Below are 21,750 nucleotides of genomic sequence, written 5' to 3'. Positions count from 1 at the left end.
GACGGGACATGAAAAAATCAATCATTCTGGGCGGCGCGGCGGCGCTCGCACTTGCCACGACCAGCGCATCTGCGGGCACGGGTCATCAATGGGCGGATCTTAGATGGGACATTGGCGGCGCGACGCCGGGTGCCGATGCGCTGCAGATGAAAATCTCGCATGTTTTTGCGCCTCCATCGGGGACTGGTTGGTCAGGGACTTGGGATAAATATTATTCGCAGGCAGCTTCACCTACCCAACGTCCCGGCGCTCTTGAGAAATGGCAGAGCGATTTCAGCACGGACCTTCCGTCGCCGATCGTTCTGACGGAAATCACCACCCAGTCGCCAAGGTATGTCGACGGATACGATCCGGAAACGGGTGATCCTGTTACGAACGCGGAAGTCACTTCGTCGCTGTGTCCCGGTATTCCGGGTGAGGTGCTGGTGTGCTCCGACCATTATTCGACCGATGTCGGTTGGGTCGGCATCGCCAATATCGATTACGACCCGTCGACGTTTCACCTTCTCTGGGCCACAGCGCGGATCAACGACAGCTATTTTCGCGATGCGCGCTATTCGAGTGCCTATGACGATGAGGGTCAGCGCGAATTCGTGATGTGCCACGAAATCGGCCACACATGGGGCCTCGGCCATCTCGACGAGGCCTTCTACAATCCGAACAAGGGTAGCTGCATGGACTATACCGCCAACGCCTATGGCGACGGAAAGCGCAGCAAGGACAACCGTGATCCCGGCAAGGTCGACTACGAAGTGCTGCTTTCGACGACCATGTATGGCGACCTGACCTCGACCAAGGGTGGCGGTAAGAAAGGGGGTGGCGGCAGGCCCGGAAACCTCGACCCCTTCCAGTTCCGCGAAGTCGGCGCTGTCGCTCCCGCAAGTGCGGGCAAGGGCCGCTACGGGGAGATCGTCGGCTTCGACAGCGAAGGTCGCCCCAACGAATACGTCAAGGTCATCAATTCGCGGCGAGCCATACGCACGTTCGTGACCTGGGCAAGAGGCTATCGGCCGGAGGGTTCGCGCTAGTCCGGTCAGGTACCATCGAACGAGGGCGTCGCCTGCGGGCGGCGCCCTTTTCGTGTCAGGCGCTGGCGACCGTCATTTCGGGGACCATCAGCGTGGGCGCGTCCATGCCGCGCCACAATTCGAGATCGCTGCCGGGGACCAGCGAGGCGAACATGTCCGTAAGGTTGGACGCGATGGTGATCTCGCTGACCGGGTGGACGATCTCGCCGCCCTCGACGAGGAAGCCCGCCGCGCCGCGCGAATAGTCGCCGGTCACCCCGTTGACGCCATGGCCGATCAGCTCGGTGACGAGGATCGCGCGCGGGACGCTCGCCATCAGTTCGGCTTGCGATTTCTCGCCCGCCGCGAGGTAGAAGTTGCTGGGTCCCGCACCGGGGCTTCCCGCAGGCCCGCGAATGGCGTGGCCGGTGGGCGCGATACCGAGCTGGCGGGCCGCGGCAGAGGCAGCGAACCAGGTTTGCAGCACCCCGTCCTCGACGATGTCCATCCGTTCTACCGGGAGTCCCTCGCCGTCGAACGAGTGACTGCGCAACCCTCGGTCGCGCAAGGGGTCGTCGACGATGCGGATGCCGGGTGCGAAGATGCGCTCGCCCATCTTTTCCTGAAGGAAGCTCGAACGGCGCGCGACCGCAGCGCCGCTGAGCGCGCCTGCCAGGTGGCCGAGCAAGGTGGTGGCGACCCGCGGGTCGAAAAGGATCGGGTAGGTGCCGGGCCTGATCGGCCTGGGGGACAGGCGGGCGGCGGCGCGCGTGCCGGCAAGGCGTCCGATCTCGGCGGGGTCCTTCAGGTCCTCGAGGTGACGCGCGCTGTGCCAGTCATAGTCGCGCTCCTTGGCCGACCCCTCGCCCGCGATCACGCTGACGGAATGGCCGTGTCCGCCGCTCCGGAAGGCACCGCAGAAGCCGTGACTGGTGGCAAGCGCGAAAACGTGCCCCGATGCCGACGCGGATGCGCCCGAACTGTTGGTGATCCCCTCGACGGCCAGCGCGGCGGCCTCGGTCTCGAGCGCGCGAGTCCTGAGGGCATCGGGATCGGGTTCGAGGCCGTCACCGAGATCCAGCGCGGGCGGCTCGCCCTTCAGCAGCAGTTCTTCGGGCGCGAGCCCCGCATAGGGATCCTCGGACGCCTCGCGTGCCATCGCCGCGAGCCGTTCGACCAGCGCATCGAGCGAGGCGTTCGAGAAGTCGGAAGTCGACGCGGCGGCGACCCGGTGGCCGAGAAGGAACCGCATGCCGATGCGCTCGCCCTCCGAGCGGCTGACATCCTCGAGCGCCCCGTTTCGCACGGTGACCGAGGAGGAGCGCTCGCCGACATAGGCGGCGTCGGCACCATCGGCCCCGGCCCTGGTGGCGCGTTCGATGAGGGACTGGACGGCCTCCTGGGCCTCGGCAGGACTTTTCATGGAATGCGAGGTAGGGGCTCAGCCGCCGACCGACAAGCCGACGGTGAGGCAGGCCGCGAAGACGAGCAGGCCGGTGAAGCGGTTCGAGCGGAACAGGCGCAGCGCCCCTGCCCCGTCGGCGGGGTCGATGCGCAGCGCCTGCCAGCCGAGATGGAGCGCGGCCGGAAGCAGCGCGACGACAGCCAGCCAGTGCGGCTTGGCGAGGTGCAGCGCTGCGCCCCACAGGAGGAGCGCGGCAAGGTAGAACAGCGCGACTACCGGGCGGGCGCGGCTCCCCAGCGCTCGGGCACTCGACTTCACCCCGACCAGCGCGTCGTCCTCCATGTCCTGGATCGCGTAGATCGTGTCGTAGCCGATTACCCAGAAGACGGTGCCCGCCCACAGGATGATGGAGGGGATGGCGATCATGCCGGTCACCGCGGGCCAGCCGACCAGCGCGCCCCACGAGAAGACGAAGCCGAGCCATGCCTGGGGCCACCAGGTGACGCGCTTCATGTAGGGATAGGCCGCGACCAGCGTGACGCTGCCCAGCGCCAGCCACTGCGCCATCGTCTTGAGCTGTAGCAGCACGAGGAGCCCGACGAAGCACAAGCCGATGGTCAGCGCCCATGCGCCCGCCAGCGGAACGCGGCCCGAGGCGAGCGGGCGCAGGCGGGTGCGTTCGACCTGCCGGTCGAGATCGCGATCGACGATGTCGTTATAGGCGCAGCCCGCGGAGCGCATCGCAAAGGCGCCCAGCAGGAACCAGGCGAACAGGTCCCAGCGTCCCCCGACGCCCGCCAGCGCGACGCTCCATGCGCACGGCCAGAACAACAGCCACGTCCCGATCGGCCGGTCGAGCCGCATCAGCGAGCCGTAAGGACGCCAGGCACGCGGAAGCGCGCCGATCAGGCCGGTGCGTTCGCTGTCGGGGACGAGATCGGTAGCCATCGCGCTTTCCCTTTACTATCGGGGGGCATGGTCGCAACCCCCGCCTGGCCGCCCAAGTCGACGCCGCGCCTGTTCGTCGAGCAGGCGCTGGGCGAAGGCATCGGCGTCACTGTCGAGGGCAACGGCGCGCACTATCTCGCGAAGGTGATGCGCAAGAGCGTCGGCGATCCGGTGCTGCTGTTCAACGGGCGCGACGGGGAATGGCTCGCGACCATCGGTGAAATTCACAAGAAGCGGCTGCTGCTCGCGCCCGGGCACCAGACCAGGCCGCAGGAGACGGTGCCCGACCTCACCCTCGCCTTCGCGCCGATCAAGAAGGGACGGATCGAATTCCTCGTCGAGAAGGCGGTCGAACTGGGCGTGGCGAAGCTCCAGCCGGTGATCATGCAGCGTTCGGTGGTCGACAAGGTCAATCCGGACAAGATGCATGCCCATATCGTCGAGGCCGCCGAGCAATGCGGGCGCACCGCGCTTGCCGAACTGCTGCCGCCGTTGAAACTCGGCGCCTTTCTCGACCGGCGCGACGCGGGCGTGCCGCTCTACTTCTGCGACGAGGAAGGCGGCGCGCCCGCCCTGTCCGCGTTCGAGCCCGCGCCATCGACGATCCTGGTCGGCCCCGAAGGTGGGTTCACGGACGAGGAACGCGCCGCCGTGCGCGCCGCGCCGGGGGCGGTCGCGATCTCGCTGGGACCCCGCATCCTACGCGCCGAAACCGCCGCGCTCGCCGCCGTCGCCGCCTTCATGGCGGGCGCCGGGGATTGGAAATGACTTTTCGTTGCATCGCGCAACGCGTATGCGCGCGGCGATGACCACGCGCACCGATCTCTCCGAGAGCCCGACCGTCGAAAGCCGCGACGACCTGCTTGCCGTCTTCTCGGGCGGAGAAAAGCCCGAGGAGCGCTGGCGGATCGGCACCGAGCACGAGAAATTCGTCTATCGCGTGAGCGACCACCGCGCGCCCAGCTGGGAGGAGGAAGGCGGGATCCGCGACCTCCTCACCGCGCTCACCGAGTTCGGCTGGAATCCGGTGATCGAGGACGGCAAGCTGATCGCGCTGACCGGCGAGGACGGGACCGTCAGCCTCGAACCTGCAGGGCAGCTCGAACTGTCTGGCGCCGCGCTCGACAATCTACACCAGACCTGCGCCGAGGCCGCACGGCACCTGAAGCAGGTGAAAGCGGTAGGCGAAAAGCTCGGGCTCGGTTTCCTCGGGCTGGGCATGTGGCCCGACAAGAAGCGCGAGGATCTCAGCTGGATGCCCAAGGGGCGCTACGGGATCATGCGGCGCTACATGCCGACCGTGGGCAGCCTCGGGCTCGACATGATGCTGCGCACCTGCACCATCCAGACCAACCTCGACTATGCGAGCGAGGCGGACATGGTGCAGAAGTTTCGCGTCGGGCTTGCGCTGCAGCCGGTCGCGACGGCGCTGTTCGCCAATTCGCCCTTTACCGAGGGCAAGCCCAATGGCTTCAAGAGCTTCCGTAGCCACATCTGGGAAGACACCGACCCCGACCGCACCGGCATGCTGCCGTTCGTGTTCGAGGACGGGTTCGGTTACGAGCGCTGGTGCGACTATGCGCTCGATGTGCCGATGTATTTCGTGATGCGCGAGGGCAAGTATCACGATGTAGCGGGCAAGAGCTTCCGCGATTTTCTCGACGGCAGGCTCGAAGGCTTCGAGGGCGAGAAGCCGACGGTCGCCGACTGGACCGATCATCTTTCGACCATCTTCCCCGAAGTGCGGCTCAAGAGCTTTCTCGAGATGCGCGGCGCCGATGGCGGACCGTGGGGCCGGATCTGCGCGCTGCCGGCGTTGTGGGTCGGCCTGCTCTACGACCAGGGTGCGCTCGATGCGGCGTGGGACCTCGTCAAGGACTGGTCGATCGAAGAGCGCGAGGCTGTGCGCCATGCTGTCCCGCGCCAGGCGCTCGACGCCGCCGTGCCGGGCGGGCGCATGATGCGCGAGTTCGCCGGCGAAGTGCTCGATATCGCGGCGCAGGGCCTCGCGGCGCGCGAACGCTACAATGCGGCAGGCGACAGCGAGGTCGGCTTCCTCGATCCGCTGCGCGACGTGGTGGCGAGCGGGAAAAGTCCCGCGGACCGGCTTCTGGAGCGCTATCACGGCAAATGGGGCAGCGCCATAGATTGTATCTATGAAGAGGAAAGTTTTTAGGCTTCCCCGCGATTTAGCGAAAAATTTGTCGCCTGCTCGACACAGGGCGCGTGAATTCTTCACGAGGGTGACAAGCTCACATTGACTCCGGGCGGCCGGTCAGTAGACGGCCCGAAGCATCGGGGCAGGCGCGGGGGCCTGCTCTTTCAACGAAACATGAAGGTTTCTACCGATGCGCCGCACCCAGCTTCTCACGACCGTCGCCATGGCCGCTGCCATGACGCTTTCGCCCGCCACCGCCTTCGCCCAGGCGACCGGCGACACCGACACCAACGTCCAGGACGCGACCGAGGGGCTCGACGAGATCGTCGTCACCGCGACGCGCCGCAGCGAGAACCTGCAGGACATCCCGCTGTCGGTCGCGACCGTCGGCGACGACACGCTGGCCGCGGTCAATTCGGGCGGCGCCGACATTCGCGGCCTCGCGGGCCGCGTGCCCAGCCTCAACATCGAGAGCTCGTTCGGCCGCACCTTCCCGCGTTTCTACATCCGCGGTCTCGGCAATACCGACTTCGACTTGAACGCGTCGCAGCCGGTCAGCCTGATCTATGACGAAGTCGTGCTCGAGAACCCGATCCTCAAGGGTTTCCCGGCCTTCGACATCGACCGCGTCGAAGTGCTGCGCGGGCCGCAGGGCACGCTGTTCGGCCGCAACACGCCGGCCGGCATCGTCAAGTTCGACAGCGTCAAGGCCGGCGAAGGCCGCAACTACGCCAAGGTCAGCTACGGCAGCTTCAACTCCATCAACGCCGAAGCCGGCGTCGGCGGCGCGCTCAGCGACACGGTTGCGATCCGCATCTCGGGCATGTGGCAGCACCGCGACGACTGGATCGACAATGTCGACGTCGACGGCGACAAAAACCTCGAAGGCTATGACGACATGGCGCTGCGCGCGCAGCTCCTGTTCGAGCCGACCAGCGCACTCAAGATTCGCCTCGTCGGCCAGATGCGCGACCTCGACGGCGATGCGCGCGTGTTCCGCGCCAACGCGCTGGAAGCCGGTACCGGCAAGCTGATCGGCATCGACGGCGGCGAGTTCAAGCGCGACGAGACCCGCGCCGACGGCCTTAACTTCCAGGACCTCAACGTCGAGAACGTCTCGGGCACGATCGAATACGACTTCGGCGCCGCCACGCTCTACTCGGTGACCGGCTACTGGCATGGCAAGCTCGAGAGCCGCGGCGACATCGACGGCGGTTTTTCGGACGCGTTCAGCGATCCCAATAGCGGCCCGGGCTTCATCCCCTTCGCCGCGCAGAGCCAGGACAACATCCCCTCGCTCGACCAGTTCACGCAGGAAGTGCGCGTCGCCTCGAACAATACGGGCGGGCTCGGCTACCAGGCCGGCATCTTCTACTTCAACGAGAAGCTGGACATCGAGAGCTTCGACTTCGGCTCGCCCACCGCGACCGATCCGTCGGCGATCGTCAACCAGATGCAGGACGCCGAGGCGATCGGCATCTTCGGCTCGCTCAACTACGCGTTCGACAACGGCCTCACCCTGCAGGGCGGCCTTCGCTGGAACCATGACGAGAAGACGCTCGTCGCCGAGCGCCTGTTCGACGTGCGCCCGCTCTTCGTCGGCGGCGGCCCGGTCGGCGAGACGACGACCAGCGTCGAGGACAGCGTGCTGACCTGGGACGTATCGGCGATCCAGGAACTGAGCCAGGAGGTCAACGTCTACGCCCGCGTCGCCAAGGGCTACCGCGCCCCGGCGATCCAGGGCCGCATCCTGTTCGACCGTGACGTGACCACCGCCGACAGCGAAAAGACGATGAGCTACGAAGCGGGCATCAAGACGGTCCTGTTCGACCGCCGCGTTCGCTTCAACCTCACCGGCTACTATTTCGAGACCGACGACCTCCAGCTTTCGGCGGTCGGCGGTGCGGCCAACGCCAACCTGCTGCTCAACGCCGACAAGGTGAAGGGTAAGGGCTTCGAGGCGGAACTGCAGGCGCGTCCGGCCCCGGGCTTCACGCTCGGCGCGGGCCTCAGCTACAACGACACCGAAATCGACGACAGCGACCTCGTGGTCGAGACGTGCGGCGCGGCCTGCACCGTGCTCGACCCGATCTTCGCGCCCGCCGCGCCGTTCCAGCCGGCGATCGTCTACATCGACGGCAACGCGCTGCCGCAGGCGCCCAAGTGGACGCTCAACTTCTCGGCCGGCTACGAGCATCCGGTCGGTCCGGGCTCGGTCTACGTGTTCACCGACTGGTACCACCGTTCGAAGATCAACTTCTTCCTCTACGAGGCGGCCGAGTTCCAGGACGAGCAGCTGACCGAGGGCGGTCTTCGCGTCGGCTACAAGACCGACCGGTTCGACATTGCGGGCTTTGTCCGCAACATCACCAACGACGAGAGCGCGGTCAGCGCGATCGACTTCAACAACCTCACCGCGATGGTCAACGAGCCGCGCATCTGGGGTGTCGAGCTTGGCGTGACCTTCTAACCGGAGGCGTACGCGACAACGGGGCGGTCGGTCCGAGAGGACCGGCCGCCCTTTTTTGTGCTATCAGCCCTTCTGCCAAGGAGGGCGCGATGACCGATCCCTATGCCGTCTTCGAGGGCGAGCTCCCTGCGCATTACGATGAGGGGCTCGGCCCGGTCCTGTTCGAACCGTTCGCGCAGGATCTTGCGCAGCGGATCGCGGGCGAGGAAGCGGCGCCCGCCGAATTGCTCGAACTGGCGGCCGGCACAGGCATCCTGACCCGCGCGCTTGCGCGGGCACTTCCCGCGACGATGATCCTCGCTACCGACCTCAACCTGCCGATGCTCGCGCTCGCCAACGAGCGTGTCGGAAGATCGAAGACCGTGCGTTTCGCCGAGGCGGACGCAATGGCGATCGGACTGAAAGATGGAAGCGTCGACGCTCTCGCCTGCCAATTCGGTGTCATGTTCTTTCCCGACAAGGTCGCCTCCTACCGCGAGGCGAAGCGCGTTCTCCGGCCGGGGCGGCCCTACTGGTTCAACTCCTGGTGCGGACACGACGCCAACCCGTTCGCCGCCATCGCGCAGGACGTGTGCGACAAAGCCTATCCGGGCGATGCGCCGAGCTTTTACCGACACCCCTTCTCCTATCCGGAGGCCGACCGGATCGCCGACGATCTGGCGCAGGCAGGTTTTGCAGACATCCGCCTCAAGCGGGTCGCGATCGATTCCCCGGTCGCCGACTGGGACGCATTCTCGCGAGGGATCGTCTACGGCAATCCGCTCCACCACGAGATCCTTGAACGCGACGGACCTTCACCCGAGGAGATGCGGCTGCGTATTCGTGACCGACTGGAAGAGGCGCTTGGAAAGGCGCCGACGGAGATGCCGCTGGCCGCCCACGTGGTGCGTGCGTCGGCCTGACGGGTTTCGCTTGGCCTCGGCCCGACGGCGCGGCTAGGGAGAACGAAACACAGGGGAGCCCATCATGTCCGAGCGTCGCACCTTCTACCCGCCGATCGAGCCGTTCGAGAGCGGGCATCTCGATGTCGGCGACGGGCATTCGCTCTACTGGGAGCGGTGCGGCACAAAAGGCGCCAAGCCGGTCGTGTTCCTGCACGGCGGGCCGGGCGGCGGGATCGGTCCCGACCATCGCCGCCAGTTCGACCCCGACCTCTACGACATCCTGCTGTTCGAACAGCGCGGCTGCGGTCGCTCGACCCCGTTCGCGAGCCTCGACGACAACACCACCTGGCACCTCGTCGCGGACATCGAGAAATTGCGCGAGATGTGCGGCCACGAGCAGTGGATGGTGTTCGGCGGCAGCTGGGGCTCGACGTTGAGCCTGGCCTATGCCGAGACGCATCCCGAGCGTGTCACCGAGCTGGTGCTGCGCGGCATCTTCCTCGCCAGCCAGAGCGAATATGACTGGCTGTTCCGCTACGGAGCGTCGGAAATTTATCCGGAGGAGTGGGAACGCTTCCTCGCCCCGCTGCCCGAGGACGGCCGCGACGATCCCGTCACCGCCTATCGCGCGATCCTCACCGGCGAAGACCGCGACGCGAAGCTGGAAGCGGCCAAGGCTTGGAGCCGCTGGGAGGCAGCGACCGTGACGCTCCTGCCCCAGCCCGCCGTGATGGAGGAATTCACCGAGCCCGAACACGCGCTCGCGGTAGCGCGGATCGAAAACCACTATTTCAAGCACGACTGCTGGCTCGAGGACGGGCAGCTGCTGCGCGATATCGGCAAGATCCGCCACATCCCGGGCATCATCGTCCAGGGGCGCCACGACAGCTGCACGCCGCCGTCGGCGGCCTGGGCGCTCAAGAAAGCGTGGCCCGAGGTCGAGCTCAACATCGTCGACGACGGCAGCCACCTGTTCAACGAGCCGGGCGTGCTCGACGGGCTGATCCGCGCGACCGACCGTTTCGCTGGCAAGAGCGCGCTCTAGAGGTCGGGGAGCACCTGCTTCGCCTCGCCCCAGCCGGCGAGGTCGGTATGGCGCTCGAGCAGTTCGGGAAGGTCGGTGACCGACCAGATATTTCCGCCTTGCGCCTTTGCCAGTTCGTCCCACGTGACGGGCGCTGCGACGGGGGCACCTTCTCGGGCGCGCGCCGAATAGGGCAGCACCGCGGTGGCGCCGCGCTGGTTGCGAAGCCAGTCGATGAAGATGCGCCCCTCGCGCTTTGCCTTGCGGATATTAGCGGTGAAATGGTCCGGATCGTCGGCGGCGAGCGCGCGGGCGAAACGGTCGGCGAAGCTCTTGACGGCGGGCCATTGGGCCTTGGGCTCGAGCGGCACGATGACGTGGACGCCCTTGCCGCCGGTGAGCATCGGGAAGCTTTCGAGCTTCATGGCCTTGAGGATGTCGCGAACGCGCGCCGCAGCATCGCAGACGGCGGCGAAGTCGAGACCCTCGTCGGGGTCGAGATCGAACACGAGGCGGTCGGGCTTCTCGATACTGTCGATGCGGCTGCCCCAGCCGTGAAATTCGATCGTGCCCATCTGGACGCAGGCGAGCAGCCCTTCCGCCGCTTCGGTCCACAGATAGTCGGCCGTCTCGCCGTCCTTTTCGGTGACGGGAACCGTCTTCACCGCCTCGCCCAGCCCGCCATGATCGTGCTTCTGGAAAAAGCATTTCTTTGCGCGCCCCTGCGGGCAGCGCACGAGGGTAAGCGGGCGGCGCGCGGCGGTCTCGAGCATCGCGGGTGCGATGGCGGCGTAATAGTCGGCAAGCCCGCCCTTGGTAATCGCGGCGTCGGGAAAGATCAGGCGGTCGGCGCTGCTGATCCTGATGCCGAGCGAGGCGGCGGTGGGCAGGCCCGGCGCCTCGCGCACGATCTCGCGGGCGGGCTTGTCGGTGCGCAGCCCGATGAAGCTGGGATGGCGCAACGTTCCCGCGCGGGTAAACTCGGTGAAGGCGATCTCGGCGACAAGGTCGGGGGTGACCCAGTGCGCGTCTTTCGCATCGCTTTTGGGGACGTCGAGCGGCGGGGTCTTGCGAGACAGGCGGTCGAGTTTGGCGCGGATGTCGTCCATCAATTCCTGTGTGAAGCCGGTGCCGACCTTGCCCGCATAGCGCAGCGCGCCGCCTTCGTTGACGGCGAGCAGGAGCGACTTGAAAGCGCGCGCGGGCTTGTCGCTCTTCGCCCAGCCGACGATCACGAATTCCTGGCGCGCGATGCACTTGATCTTGAGCCAGTCGCGCGTGCGGCGGTGGCGGTAGGGCGCGCTGGCTTTCTTGGCGATGACCCCCTCGCCGCCCTCGGCGCAGATCGCCTCCAGCATCTTCTCCCCCGCGCCGGTGACATGGTCGGCGAAATGGAGCGGCGGCCCGGCTTTCTTCATCAGCGCGGCGAGGCGCGCCTTGCGCTCGACGTTGGAAAGGCCGGTCACGTCCTCGCCGCGATCGACCAGCAGGTCGAAGGCGAAAAAGGTCAGCGGTGCCAATCCGTCGTCCTTAAGCGCACGCTGCATCGCGCCGAAGTCGGGCTTTCCGTCCTTGCCGAGCACGACTGCTTCGCCGTCGACGAGGCAGCCCGGGGGGAAGGTCTTCGCCGCGGCCTCGACCAGCACGTGGAAGCGATGCGACCAGTCCTTGCCGTTGCGCGTGTAGGCGACGGCACCTTTCTCCCCGGTCGCGATCAGCAGGCGGTAGCCGTCATATTTATATTCGAACATCCAGTCGTCCCCCACCGGCACGCGGTCGGCGAGGGTGGCGAGCTGGGGCTTTTCGAAGCGCGGCGCCTCGGTCACGGCTTGATTCTCGCGCGACAATTGTTTTTTTCGTGCAACGGTTGCATCACGAGAATCAACTTGCCTTGCCGCCGGCAGCCTTGCGTTTGGCGGGCTTTCCGGCGGGTTTCCGGTCGCTTTCGAGGCTCTTCTTCAGCGCCGCCATCAGGTCGACGACATTGTCGCCGCCCACCGGGCGTTCCTCCTCGCTGTCCCCGATCACGCGCTTGCCCTTGGATTTCAATTTCTTGTCGATCAGGTCGCGCAGCGCCTCGACATAGCGGTTCTCGAACTCGGATGCGTCGAATTCGCCCTTCTTCTTGTCGATCAGGCTGACCGCCATTTCGACCAATTCCTTGTCGGGCTTGGCCTCGCCGATCTCGCGGAAATAGGAGGATGCCTTGCGCAATTCCTCCTCGTAGCGAAGCGTCTCCAGCACCATGCCGTCGCCGCACGGCTTGAGGCTGACGACATATTCGCGCCCGCGCATGGCCAGTTGGCCGATCCCGACCGACTTGGTCTTTCGCATCGCCTCGCGCAGCACGATGAAGGCCTCCTCGGCGACATCGTCCGCGGGCACCACGAAATAGGGCTTGTCGAAATAGATCGGATCGATGCCGTGCAGGTCGGTGAACTGGACGAGGTCGAGCGTCTTCTTCGATTCGAGTTTGACCGCTTCGACCTCCTCGGGCTCGATCAGCACGTATTCGCCCTTCTCGACCTCGTAGCCCTTGACGATCTCGTCGCGGTCGACGGGGCCGATGCCCGGCACTACCTTCTCGTAGCGCACGCGCTGTCCCGAGGGTTCGTGCACCTGGTGGAATTCAACAGTCCGCCCGCTCTTGACCGCGGGATAGATTTCGACCGCGATCGAGACGAGCGCGAGCTTGAGATGTCCCCGCCAGGACGGACGCGCGGGCATGAGCTTTCCTTCGTTGGGTCTCCGACGAGAAGGCCAATCGACAAGGGGGCATTCGCGTTCCGGCTTGACCGGCGAGCGGTCGCGGTGGCAAGGCGCTCTTCCGCGCATCCGGGCGGGTATAGTTCAATGGTAGAACATCAGCCTTCCAAGCTGAATACACGGGTTCGATTCCCGTTACCCGCTCCATCCTTCGCCCACCGGGACGAGGAAAATGCGCCGGTCGCGAAACGGGTGGACGACAAGCGGTTGACACGAGGCCGCTTGCCCGCCAAATGCGGCCCCGCCTTGCACCTGTGGACAGGTGGCCGAGTGGTTAAAGGCAGCAGACTGTAAATCTGCCCGCGCAAGCGTACGCTGGTTCGAATCCAGCCCTGTCCACCACCCTTCATCACATCCCTTGCACAAAGAAGTGCCCTCGCCGCAAAGTGACTCCGGGCGACTAATCGACTAGTTAGTCATTAATTCGGCGGAATGAACCGATTGATAACGGTCGTTGCGTGTGCGTAATGGGGGTGCTGAATGGGTTATGCAATGATGAAAGACGATGAGGGCCAAGAGGACGTCGTCGCGCTCGTGTCGCGGCTGACATCGGGGCAACTCGAATGCCTGCTGCTCGTCGCGGAACACCTGTCCTCCAAGGAAATCGCGGCGGAACTCGACATCTCCCCGCACACGGTCGACCAGCGCGTTCGCGGTGCGCTCGCCACGCTCGGCGTCGCCCGACGCCAGCAGGCCGCGCGCCTCGTCGCCCAAGTCCACGGCCCATATCAACGCTTGATACATCAACCGCCGCACGTTGCCGCAGCCCCGGCTCCCATCCAGCAGGAAGGGGCGATCAGCAATCAGATTCGGCACGCTGATCGTGCAGGGGGGACCGTCACTGCGGGGTCTCAAACCGAGCAGGACATCGCTTTAAGACGGTCCCTTCTGCCTTTGCCGTTCGCAACGAGGAGCCAGCCCCGCAACGAGATGAGCGTCGGCTACCGACTGCTCTGGATCGTCCTCATCGCGATCGGCGCGACTTTCTCCGCCGGCATGTATCTCGCCGGTCTCGAGAGCCTCGCGCGGTTGCTAGGGAACTGATCACCCGGAACGGGGCCTCCATAGTGACAAGCATTGCCCGGCGCGTGCGTCGGAGGAGGAACAAGTCATGCGCAAACAAGCCGTCGAAACCGCCGCCTGGGAAGTCGCAAGCCAGATTCGTACCGTCGAGGAACAGATCGAGGAAGCGATCGCGCAGCTCGCCGAGTTGCAGACTCGGATGATCCGCGCCCGTGCAACCGCCAACGTCAATGTCGCGCTGGGCCACGAAGCGCTCGCCAAGGTCGCCAGTTCACTGACCGGCATGGTGTCGGCGCGCGGCGACATCGCGCTCGCCCACGCCATCCTCAAGGAAACCGCCCAGCACGTGCCGGGCCTGCGCACCGTGAGCTTCGGCGACACGACCGAAACCCCGCCGCCGACGCAGGGCGTCGCCGACCTCCGCGTCGTCGCGTAACGGAGCTTGACCGGGCCACGCCCCGCGTGGTCCGGTCTTTTCCGCCATGGCGCCATCGCTCTTCTGGATCCTCCTGTTCGGCATCGCGGCCTACGCCATCGTGCGCGGCGATCGGGAGTTGCGGACGGTTTCGGTCGCCTGCGTCGTGGCGACGGTCCTTTCCCACCTCATCCGCTCGCCGATGAACGATGCCTATAGCGGATATCGCCACGTCGAGATCGGAGTGATGGCCGTCGACGTCGCTTTGTTCGCGCTGTTCCTGGTCATCGCGCTGCGCTCGTCGCGTTTCTGGCCGCTTTGGGTCGCAGGCTTGCACATGGTCACGGTCATCTCGCACTCGGTCAAGGCGCTCCGGATCGACCTGATGCCGTCCGCCTATGCCATCGCGGCCCAGTTCTGGGGGTATCCAGTACTCATCGTGATTGCCGTCGCCGCGTTCCGACACGGCCGGCGATGCGCGCATTCGCTGCCGCCCGGCGACCACGCCATCCTCTAGCCGCCCGCGCCGAGCCCCGCTATCGGTGGCCGCGATGGCAGACACGAACCTCCTTCTCGAAGCGATCGAAGAACCCGCGCTCCTGGTCAGCGGCCAGCGGCTTCTCGCCGCCAACGGAGCCGCGCGCACCGTGCTCGGCCAGCGATTGGTCAACAGCGACATCCGCCTCGTGATCCGTCATCCCGCCGTGCTCGACGCGATCGCCCGGGGCGAGAAGCGCACGCTCGAGGTCGAGGGGATCGGCGGGGTCGACCGCCCGTGGCGCGTCCGGGTGACGCCGATCGACGACGGCGAAGTCCTCGTCCGCCTGACCGACCGCGGCACGGCGCGCGCGACCGAACGCATGCGCGTCGATTTCGTCGCCAATGCGAGCCACGAACTGCGCACCCCGCTGACCACCATCCGCGGCTACGCAGAAACGCTTGCCGACGAAGGCAAGATCGACGTCGAGATGCGCCGGAAATTTGCAGGAATCATCGAACAGGAATCCAAGCGGATGATCCGGATCGTCGAGGATTTGATGAGCCTGTCCCGGATCGAGGCCGACCGCTTCGTGCGACCCTCGCAGGAGGTCGATCTTGGAAAGCTCGTCGAGCGTGCCGTCGAGGCCAATGACGGGCTCGCCCAGCGGTGCGAGTGCGCGATCCGCGCCGATATCGAAGAAGACCTCCCGGCAATCAGGGCCGACGAGGGACAGATCCTCCAGCTGCTCGACAATCTTATCGGTAACGCGGTTCGCTACGGCTGCACGCCGGACAACTCCGAGGTTGCCGTCACGCTGACCCGCCAGAGCCGCGCGCTGCGCCTGTCGGTCACCGACAAGGGTCCGGGCATCTCGCCCGACCACCTGCCTCGCGTGACCGAACGATTCTACCGTGTCGACGAGGCGCGCAGTCGCGAGACGGGTGGCACCGGGCTCGGCCTCGCCATCGTCAAGCACATCGTAGAGCGCCATCGCGGCTCGCTCGACATCGCCAGCATTCGAGGTGCGGGCACTACCGTTTCAGTCGAGTTTCCGCTCGAAACTTGAGCGCGACGGAACGAACGTCGGGCCTGCGGCGTCATCAAACTGTAATAAAAGCGTCACAGGGAGCACCGGACTCGGCGTTAGTGCGTGCCTCGTGGTTTCCGAAAATTTGCACCCACAAGGGAGTTCGAATCTGATGAAGAAGATGCTTTTTGCGCTGCCGCTGGTTGCGCTCGTCGCGGCCTGCGGGTCGGGTGGCTCGGGCGCGGATGCGACCAGCCAGATCAAGATCGTCGGTAGCTCGACCGTCTACCCGTTCACCACCGCGGTGGCCGAGCAGTTCCAGCGCGCCAACCCCGGCACCAGCGTGATCGTCGAATCGACGGGCACGGGTTCGGGCATGAAGCTGTTCTGCGGCGGCGTCGGCGAGCAGCACCCCGACATCGTCAACGCCTCGCGTCGCATGAAGAAGTCTGAATACGACATGTGCGCCGCGGCCGGCGTTAACCAGGTCATCGAGATTCCCGTCGGCATCGACGGCCTTACGATGATTGCTGCGCAGGGCACCGATGCGCTCGACCTCACCGTCGAGGACATCTACGCCGCTCTTGCCAAGAACCCCTACGGCAAGGACCAGGCCGCGCAGAACTGGTCGGACATCCGTCCCGACCTTCCCAACCAGAAGATCCGCGTCCTCGGCCCGCCGCCGACGTCGGGCACGCGCGACAGCTTCGCCGAGTTGATCCTCGAAGCGGGCTGCAAGTCGAACGCCGACATGAAGGCGCTCAAGGACAGCGACGAGGATGCCTTCAAGGCGACCTGCCACACCATCCGCGAGGACGGTGCCTACGTCGAAGCCGGCGAGAACGACAACCTGCTCGTCCAGAAGGTCGCGGCCGATCCGGGCACGCTCGGCGTGCTGGGCTACAGCTTCCTCGAGGAAAATGCCGACAAGGTGCAGCCGGTCTCGATCGGCGGCGTGACCCCGAACGAGGAGACGATCTCGAACCTCTCCTATCCGGGCGCGCGCATGCTCTACATCTACGTCAAGGGCGAGCACGTCGCGGCCAAGCCGGCCATCAAGGACTTCCTCTCGGCCTATTCGGCCGCTTGGGGCAAGGGTGGCATGCTGGCCAACCGCGGCCTCGTGCCGATGGGCGATGCGGACATGGCCACTTCGGCCAAGACCGCGAGCGAGCTGACGCCGCTCGACGGCTCGGTCCTGAAGTAAGAAGGGGACGCGACGAGAATGTCGTTAACGATCGCTCTCGTCGCCGTTCTCGGCGTCGCCGTCCTCGCAGCCCTGTTCGCCTTCCGGCGGGCCAAGGGACTTCGCGGGGGCGGCGCGCGCCTCAACAGCCTGCCATTCTATCACGCCGCCTACACGTTCCTGTGGGCCGCGCTTCCCGCACTCCTGTTCCTGGCGATCTGGTCGCCGGTACAGCAGGGCCTAGTCGACACGGCCGTGCTCGCCACGCCGCAGGGCCAGGCGCTGCCCGACTTCGACCTGCAGCGTAACGCGATCCTCGGCGAAGCACGCGACATCGCGCTCGGAAATCGCAGCGTCGGCTTCAACAGCGAAGCCAGCGTCATTGCCCCGATCTACGCCTCGGCCATGGCGCGCTATGCGGCGGTCGGCGGCGGCATCGCGCTGCTGCTTGCGCTCGGCGGCGCCTTCTTCGCGCTGCGGCGCATCGGCGTCGAGTTCCGCGCCCGCACCGGGGTCGAGCGCTGGATCATGGGGCTGCTCGTCGCCGCCTCGCTGATCGCGATCCTCACCACGCTCGGCATCGTCCTCTCGCTCCTGTTCGAGAGCATCCGTTTCTTCGGCATGGTCAGCCCGACCGAATTCCTGTTCGGCACCCAATGGTCGCCGCAAATGGCGATCCGTGCTGACCAGGCCGGATCGTCGGGCGCGTTCGGGTCCGTCCCGCTGTTCTGGGGCACCGTGTTCATCGGCGCGATCATCGCCATGATCGTGGCGATCCCGCTCGGCCTGATGAGCGCGATCTATCTCACCCAATATGCCCACGCCAACGTGCGCGCCTGGCTCAAGCCGATCCTCGAGATCCTCGCGGGCGTGCCGACCGTCGTGTACGGCTATTTCGCCGCGCTGACCGTCGCGCCGGTGGTGCGCGACCTCGGCATCTCGCTCGGCATCTCCTCGGCCAGTTCGGAAAGCGCGCTCGCCGCGGGCCTCGTCATGGGGATCATGATCATCCCGTTCGTCTCCTCGATGGCCGACGACAGCATCGCCGCGGTTCCGCAGGCGATGAACGACGGCAGCCTCGCGCTGGGCGCGACCAAGTCGGAGACGATCAAGAAGGTCGTGCTCCCCGCCGCGCTCCCGGGCGTGGTCGGCGGCATCCTCCTCGCGGTCAGCCGCGCGATCGGCGAGACCATGATCGTCGTCATGGCCGCGGGCCTTGCCGCCAACATGACCGCCAACCCGTTCGAGAGCGTGACCACGGTCACCACCCAGATCGTCCAGCTGCTGACAGGCGACCAGGAATTCGACAGCGCCAAGACGCTCGCCGCCTTCGCGCTAGGCCTGGTGTTGTTCGTGATCACGCTGATCCTCAACCTCATCGCGCTGCGCGTCGTGCGCAAGTATCGGGAAGCTTATGAATAGCACCGCCCCCTCCTCTTCCGGCGCGAGCCGCTGGACCGACGGGTCGATGTCGGCGCGCGTCAAGAAACGCTACGCCGCCGAGAAGCGCTTCCGTGCCTTCGGGTTCACTGCCGTGGGGATCAGCGTCGCCTTCCTCGCCTTCCTGCTCGTCACCATGGCGGCCAAGGGGCTGGGCGGCTTCACGCGCATGGAAAGCGAGCTGACGCTCGACTTCCCGCGTTCCGACGTCGTGCTCGATCCGCGCGCGCTGACCGGCGCGCAGGCCGAAAGCGCGGTCGCCAATGCCGGGCTCGGCGGGCTCATCCGCGATACGGCGGTCGCGACATATGGCGAAGACGCGCGCCGCCTGTTCGGCGCGGGCGCCAACCGCGAACTCGGCCAGCTGTTGATCGACGATCCGGAAATGCTGACCCGAAAAGTGACGGTCTCCTTGCCGGTCGCCTCCAAGATCGACATCGCTGCCAAGGGAGATGGCGACGCGGCGAGCAAGGCGCTGGTCGCCAAGGTCGAAGCAGCAGGCGGCAGCTTCTCGCGCCACTTCAACGAGGATTTCCTGACAGCGTCCGATGCGACCGACCCGAGCGCAGTCGGCGTATGGGGGGCGCTCAAGGGCTCGCTCCTCACCATCCTCGTGACGATGGCGTTGGCCTTCCCCATCGGCGTGCTGTCCGCGCTCTACCTGGAGGAATTCGCGCCGCGCAATCGCTGGACCGACATGATCGAAGTGTCGATCAACAACCTCGCTGCGGTGCCTTCGATCATCTTCGGCCTGCTCGGCCTCGCGGTGTTCTTGAACTTCATGCACCTGCCGCGCTCGGCGCCGCTGGTCGGCGGCCTCACGCTCGCGCTGATGACCATGCCGGTGATCGTCATCGCCGGGCGCAACGCGATCAAGGCGGTGCCGCCCTCGATCCGCGACGCTGCGCTGGGCGTAGGTGCCTCGAAGATGCAAGTCGTGTTCCACCACGTCCTGCCGCTCGCGCTGCCCGGCATTTTGACCGGCACGATCATCGGCATGGCGCGCGCGCTGGGCGAGACCGCGCCGCTCTTGATGATCGGCATGCGCGCCTTCATCGCCTCGCCGCCCGAGGGGATCACTTCGCCCGCTTCGGTGCTACCGGTGCAGATTTTCCTCTGGTCCGACGAAGTCGATCGCGGCTTCGTCGAGAAGACCAGCGCCGCCATCATCGTCCTGCTCGTCTTCATGCTGTTGATGAACGGGCTCGCCATCTATCTCCGCAACCGTTTCGAACGCCGCTGGTAGGCAGACATGCTCATGAACGACACCACCGCTCCCGAGGCCCAGATGCCGATTGCCCCGTCCGACCTGGACAGCGGCAAGACGCCCAAGATGAAGGCCGAGAACGTCAACGTCTATTATGGCGAGAAACACGCCATCAAGGACGTGTCGATCAACATTCACGACGACAAGGTCACCGCCTTCATCGGCCCGTCGGGCTGCGGCAAGTCGACCTTCCTTCGCACCTTGAACCGGATGAACGACACGATCCCGATCGCGCGCGTGACCGGTCATATCGAGCTCGACGGCGAGGACATCCACGCGCCCCGCATGGACGTGGTCCAACTGCGCGCGCGCGTCGGCATGGTGTTCCAGAAACCCAACCCCTTCCCCAAGTCGATCTACGAGAACATCGCCTACGGCCCGCGCATTCACGGCCTCGCCTCGGGCAAGGCCGAGATGGACGCGATCGTCGAGAAGTCGCTGAAGCGTGCCGGCCTGTGGGAAGAGGTAAAGGATCGCCTCGAAGATAGCGGCACCGCCTTGTCGGGCGGCCAGCAGCAGCGACTGTGCATCGCGCGCGCGATCGCGGTCGACCCCGAAGTCATCCTGATGGACGAGCCCTGCTCGGCATTGGACCCGATCGCCACTGCCAAGATCGAGGAGCTGATCCACGAACTGCGCGGCAAGTATGCGATCGCGATCGTCACCCACAACATGCAGCAGGCCGCGCGCGTCTCGCAGCGCACCGCCTTCTTCCACCTCGGCGAGCTGGTCGAATACGGACGCACCAGCGACATCTTCACCAACCCGCGGGCCAAGCGCACGCAGGACTATATCACCGGTCGCTACGGCTGATCGGGGGAGTGCATACGATGGACAACGGTACCGGACACACGCTCAAGGCGTTCGACGACGATCTCAACCGCCTGCGCGCGCTCATCTCGGAGATGGGCGGGATGGCGGAGCACGCGATCCGCGAGGCGATGCGCTGCCTCGTCCAGCGCGACGAGGAAACCGCCAAGCAGATCGTCACCGACGACAAGAAGATCGATGCGCTCGAGATCGAAACCGAGCGCCGCGCGATCCAGCTGATCGCCTTGCGCGCGCCGATGGCCGCCGACCTTCGCGACGTGGTCGCCGCGCTCAAGATCTCGGGCGTTGTGGAGCGCATCGGCGACTATGCCAAGAATATCGCCAAGCGCGTTCCCGAAATTGAGAACCGCACCATCGAGCCGCTTTCGCTGATGCCCGAAATGGCGCGCATCGCGACCGAGATGGTGCACGACGTGCTCGACGCCTTCGTCGCGCGCGATGCCGAGGCGGCACGCGAGGTGTACGAGCGCGACAAGAAGGTCGACGATTTCTACAATTCGATCTTCCGCACGCTGGTCACCCACATGATCGAGAATCCCAAGCAGATCAGCGAGGCCGCGCACCTGCTGTTCGTCGCCAAGAATCTCGAACGGGTCGGCGACCACGCCACCAATATCGCCGAGATGGTCTATTACGCGGCCACCGGCGAGAACATGGCCGAGCGGCTGGGATAGAAAGCGAAAAAGGGGGACCCTGGCTATGATGCAGACCAAGCGCCTTCTCCTCGTCGAGGACGACCGGACGCTGGCCGACCTGATCGGGTTCACCTTCGACCGCGCCGGCTACGACGTCACTCGCACCGGAGACGGCGAGGAAGCGCTGATCCTGGCCGATGAGATCAATCCCGACATCGTCATCCTCGACTGGATGATCGAGGGGATCAGCGGCATCGAGGTGTGCCGCCGCCTGCGCCGCCGCCAGGACACGGCCAACCTGCCGATCATCATGCTCACCGCCAGAGGCGAAGAGGACGATCGCATTCGCGGGCTGGAGACGGGCGCGGACGATTACATCACCAAGCCGTTCAGTCCCAAGGAACTGGTCGCGCGAGCGAGCGCCGTTTTGCGCCGCGTGCGCCCCGCCATCGCCGCCGAGAAGCTCGATTACGCCGGCATCGAGATGGATCTCGCCGCGCACCGCGTACGCCGCGACGGCGAGCCGATCGACGTCGGGCCCACCGAATATCGCCTGCTGCGTCACTTCCTCGAGAATCCGGGTCGCGTCTTCTCGCGCCAGCAACTGCTCGAGGCCGTGTGGCCGCACAGCGAGGATATCGAGCTGCGCACGGTCGACGTCCATATCCGCCGCCTGCGCATCGCACTGGGCGCCAATGGCGGCAGCGACCTCATCCGCACCGTGCGCAGCGCCGGCTACGCGCTCGACGCCGAGGGCTCGGCCTAGCTTGCCAGCGACGCCGC

The 21,750-nt window shown here is 65.9% G+C and carries 20 protein-coding genes and 2 tRNA genes; 18 read left to right on the top strand and 4 right to left on the bottom strand.

The annotated features are described in order from the left end of the window. Positions 1-8 precede the first annotated feature (8 nt). Entirely contained in the window at positions 9-1,028 is a 1,020-nt protein-coding gene (locus NNY25_RS03490) for a hypothetical protein (RefSeq protein WP_265569960.1), read from the top strand. Positions 1,029-1,083: 55 nt separating this feature from the next. Here the strand turns inward: NNY25_RS03490 and NNY25_RS03485 are convergent, their stop codons facing one another. Next, on the bottom strand, positions 1,084-2,430 hold the full coding sequence (locus NNY25_RS03485; protein ID WP_265569959.1) for a TldD/PmbA family protein: 1,347 nt from the start codon (positions 2,428-2,430) through the stop codon (positions 1,084-1,086). Between the two features lie 18 nt (positions 2,431-2,448). Further along, positions 2,449-3,360 (bottom strand): 4-hydroxybenzoate octaprenyltransferase, encoded by a 912-nt coding sequence (gene ubiA / locus NNY25_RS03480; protein WP_265569958.1) that lies wholly within the window; start codon positions 3,358-3,360, stop codon positions 2,449-2,451. A gap of 27 nt (positions 3,361-3,387) precedes the next feature. Here ubiA and NNY25_RS03475 point away from each other — a divergent pair, with 27 nt between their 5' ends. The 5 genes from NNY25_RS03475 (at position 3,388) to pip (ending at position 9,917) form a co-directional block, all read left to right on the top strand. Further along, positions 3,388-4,128: a 16S rRNA (uracil(1498)-N(3))-methyltransferase gene (locus tag NNY25_RS03475; RefSeq protein ID WP_265569957.1), complete on the top strand. Its 741-nt coding sequence runs from the start codon at positions 3,388-3,390 to the stop codon at positions 4,126-4,128. A gap of 37 nt (positions 4,129-4,165) precedes the next feature. Beyond that, complete coding sequence (locus NNY25_RS03470; protein WP_265569956.1) at positions 4,166-5,536, top strand: glutamate--cysteine ligase; 1,371 nt, start codon at positions 4,166-4,168, stop codon at positions 5,534-5,536. Positions 5,537-5,708: 172 nt separating this feature from the next. Next, positions 5,709-7,988, top strand: coding sequence for a TonB-dependent receptor (locus NNY25_RS03465; RefSeq protein ID WP_265569955.1), 2,280 nt, complete (start codon positions 5,709-5,711; stop codon positions 7,986-7,988). Positions 7,989-8,077: 89 nt separating this feature from the next. After that, on the top strand, positions 8,078-8,890 hold the full coding sequence (locus NNY25_RS03460; RefSeq protein WP_265569954.1) for a class I SAM-dependent methyltransferase: 813 nt from the start codon (positions 8,078-8,080) through the stop codon (positions 8,888-8,890). A gap of 64 nt (positions 8,891-8,954) precedes the next feature. Then, entirely contained in the window at positions 8,955-9,917 is a 963-nt protein-coding gene (gene pip / locus NNY25_RS03455) for a prolyl aminopeptidase (protein ID WP_265569953.1), read from the top strand. Here pip and ligD read toward each other — a convergent pair. Both ligD and ku read right to left on the bottom strand, forming a co-directional pair. Continuing rightward, positions 9,914-11,722 (bottom strand): DNA ligase D, encoded by a 1,809-nt coding sequence (gene ligD, locus NNY25_RS03450; protein ID WP_265569952.1) that lies wholly within the window; start codon positions 11,720-11,722, stop codon positions 9,914-9,916. The genes pip and ligD overlap by 4 nt on opposite strands. 55 nt (positions 11,723-11,777) lie before the next feature. Next, positions 11,778-12,623 carry a non-homologous end joining protein Ku gene (ku, locus tag NNY25_RS03445; RefSeq protein WP_265569951.1) on the bottom strand — a complete coding sequence of 282 codons (846 nt, stop codon included), beginning with the start codon at positions 12,621-12,623 and terminating at the stop codon, positions 11,778-11,780. A gap of 112 nt (positions 12,624-12,735) precedes the next feature. Here ku and NNY25_RS03440 point away from each other — a divergent pair. The 12 genes from NNY25_RS03440 (at position 12,736) to phoB (ending at position 21,733) form a co-directional block, all read left to right on the top strand. Next, positions 12,736-12,809: transfer RNA gene (locus NNY25_RS03440), tRNA-Gly, on the top strand. A gap of 109 nt (positions 12,810-12,918) precedes the next feature. Beyond that, a tRNA-Tyr gene (locus tag NNY25_RS03435) sits at positions 12,919-13,004 on the top strand. A gap of 138 nt (positions 13,005-13,142) precedes the next feature. Next, complete coding sequence (locus tag NNY25_RS03430) at positions 13,143-13,706, top strand: response regulator transcription factor (RefSeq protein WP_265569950.1); 564 nt, start codon at positions 13,143-13,145, stop codon at positions 13,704-13,706. Positions 13,707-13,773: 67 nt separating this feature from the next. Continuing rightward, on the top strand, positions 13,774-14,121 hold the full coding sequence (locus NNY25_RS03425) for a hypothetical protein (protein WP_265569949.1): 348 nt from the start codon (positions 13,774-13,776) through the stop codon (positions 14,119-14,121). Positions 14,122-14,167: 46 nt separating this feature from the next. Further along, positions 14,168-14,617, top strand: a complete 450-nt coding sequence (locus tag NNY25_RS03420; RefSeq protein WP_265569948.1) for a hypothetical protein — start codon at positions 14,168-14,170, stop codon at positions 14,615-14,617. 34 nt (positions 14,618-14,651) lie between these two features. Then, the gene (locus tag NNY25_RS03415; RefSeq protein WP_265569947.1) at positions 14,652-15,647 is read left to right on the top strand and encodes an ATP-binding protein; all 996 of its coding nucleotides are present in this window, start codon (positions 14,652-14,654) and stop codon (positions 15,645-15,647) included. A gap of 133 nt (positions 15,648-15,780) precedes the next feature. After that, complete coding sequence (locus NNY25_RS03410; protein WP_265569946.1) at positions 15,781-16,815, top strand: substrate-binding domain-containing protein; 1,035 nt, start codon at positions 15,781-15,783, stop codon at positions 16,813-16,815. An 18-nt stretch (positions 16,816-16,833) separates the two neighbouring features. Then, a complete protein-coding gene (gene pstC, locus NNY25_RS03405; RefSeq protein ID WP_265569945.1) occupies positions 16,834-18,216 on the top strand; it encodes a phosphate ABC transporter permease subunit PstC in 1,383 nt (460 codons plus the stop codon). Next, positions 18,209-19,480 carry a phosphate ABC transporter permease PstA gene (gene pstA, locus NNY25_RS03400; protein ID WP_265569944.1) on the top strand — a complete coding sequence of 424 codons (1,272 nt, stop codon included), beginning with the start codon at positions 18,209-18,211 and terminating at the stop codon, positions 19,478-19,480. Before pstC ends, pstA begins: the two co-directional genes overlap by 8 nt. 6 nt (positions 19,481-19,486) lie before the next feature. Continuing rightward, entirely contained in the window at positions 19,487-20,314 is an 828-nt protein-coding gene (pstB, locus tag NNY25_RS03395; protein ID WP_420854308.1) for a phosphate ABC transporter ATP-binding protein PstB, read from the top strand. A 17-nt stretch (positions 20,315-20,331) separates the two neighbouring features. Next, positions 20,332-21,006 (top strand): phosphate signaling complex protein PhoU, encoded by a 675-nt coding sequence (gene phoU / locus NNY25_RS03390; protein ID WP_265569943.1) that lies wholly within the window; start codon positions 20,332-20,334, stop codon positions 21,004-21,006. Positions 21,007-21,034: 28 nt separating this feature from the next. Continuing rightward, the gene (gene phoB / locus NNY25_RS03385) at positions 21,035-21,733 is read left to right on the top strand and encodes a phosphate regulon transcriptional regulator PhoB (protein WP_265571456.1); all 699 of its coding nucleotides are present in this window, start codon (positions 21,035-21,037) and stop codon (positions 21,731-21,733) included. Positions 21,734-21,750: the final 17 nt, after the last annotated feature.

Origin of the sequence: Sphingomicrobium nitratireducens (assembly GCF_026157035.1) — a bacterium.
Lineage (GTDB): Bacteria > Pseudomonadota > Alphaproteobacteria > Sphingomonadales > Sphingomonadaceae > Sphingomicrobium > Sphingomicrobium nitratireducens.
Note: the sequence above shows the minus strand (reverse complement) of the source record. Positions and strands in the feature narration are given on the sequence as shown.